Source organism: Candidatus Allofournierella excrementavium (assembly GCF_048526665.1).
In the GTDB taxonomy this organism is placed as follows: Bacteria; Bacillota; Clostridia; order Oscillospirales; family Ruminococcaceae; genus Allofournierella_A; species Allofournierella_A excrementavium.
This window is the reverse complement of record NZ_DBGFPE010000043.1, coordinates 1-1,562: the sequence shown is the minus strand read 5'-3', so window position 1 is coordinate 1,562 and position 1,562 is coordinate 1. Positions and strand designations below refer to the sequence as shown.

Here is a 1,562-nt window from a genome sequence, read left to right as displayed (position 1 = left end):
GGCGGCGCGCTGAAGAACACCCCTGCCGTCGATCTGGGTGCCATCGTCATCAAAGAGGCTCTGAACCGTGCCGGCGTGAAGCCCGAGCAGGTGGATGAGGTCATGTTTGGCTGCATCCTGACCGCCGCCCAGGGCCAGAACGTGGCCCGCCAGGCCTCCATCAAGGCCGGCATCCCCTATTCCGTCCCCGCTTACACCGTGGGCATGGTCTGCGGCTCCGGCATGAAGTCCATGATCGAGGGCGCCCGCTCCATCCTGGCCGGCGACGCCGACGTGGTTGTCTGCGGCGGCACTGAGAACATGAGCGCCGCTCCCTACGCCGTTCCCACCGGCCGCTACGGCGCCCGGATGGGTCACACCCAGATGATCGACACCATGATCAAGGACGGCCTGTGGGACGCCTACAACAACTATCACATGGGCACCACCGCTGAGAACATCGCGGACATCTGGGGCATCACCCGCAAGGAGATGGACGAGTTCGCCGCCTCCTCCCAGCAGAAGACCGAGGCCGCCCAGAAGGCTGGCAAGTTCGAGGCTGAGATCGTCCCCGTGCCCGTGAAGGTCAAGAAGGACATCGTGGAGTTCAAGGTGGACGAGTTCCCCCGTGCCGGCGTGACCGCCGAGGGCATCTCCAAGCTGAAGGGCGCCTTCCCCGTGGGGCCCGAGTCCCCCAATCCCCAGGTGGTCCACACCTTTGAGCCCACCGGCATCCAGGAGACCGACGACAAGGGTCAGCAGCGCGTGACTGCCGCCAACGCCTCCGGCATCAACGACGGCGCCGCCGCACTGGTGCTGGCCTCCGGTGAGGCTGTGGAGAAGTACGGCCTGAAGCCCATGGCCAAGCTGATCGGCTGGGGCCAGGGCGGCGTGGATCCCAAGATCATGGGCGTCGGCCCCGTGCCCGCCTCCCGTCAGGCCATGACCAAGGCCGGCGTGACCATCGACGATATCGACCTGGTGGAGGCCAACGAGGCGTTCGCCGCCCAGTCCATCGCCGTGGCCCGTGAGCTGGGCTTTGACATGAGCAAGGTCAACGTCAACGGCGGCGCCATCTCCCTGGGCCACCCCGTCGGCGCGTCCGGTGCCCGGATCATCGTGACCCTGCTGCACGAGATGCAGAAGCGGCCCGAGGCCAAGAAGGGCCTGGCTACCCTGTGCATCGGCGGCGGCATGGGCGTTGCCACCGTGTTCGAGAAGTGCTGAATTGATCTTCCGGCAGAGCACCGTCTCCGCTGGATGTGAAAAGGCGTCCCCGGCCATTAGCCGGGGGCGCCTCTTTTTTTGTGCCGGGAAGCGGCGTGCCGCAGGGCCGCCATCCAGCAGAACGGCAGGAGGACGAGGGTATAAAAGCGCCTGGAGGCGGCCTGAGAGGATGCCCAAGCAGTTTGCGGATCGCACATCAGCCGGAGTTTTTGCAGGGACCGCGCTATGAAAGGCACCTGGCAGCCGCTGGAATGCGGTGGAACGGATAAGAAGGCCGCTGTAAGCCGAAAACTGGCTTACAGCGGCTGACTTGGCACCCCTGACCAGACTCTAACTGGTGGCCTACCGCTTAGGAG

General features: G+C 65.4%; 1 protein-coding gene. It reads left to right on the top strand.

Annotated elements, in window-relative coordinates; all coding sequences use genetic code 11:
- Positions 1-1,206: acetyl-CoA C-acetyltransferase (locus ACMI1Q_RS10510; protein WP_419503723.1), on the top strand; the 1,206-nt coding region annotated here is incomplete at its 5' end.
- Between the last annotated feature and the right edge of the window lie 356 nt (positions 1,207-1,562).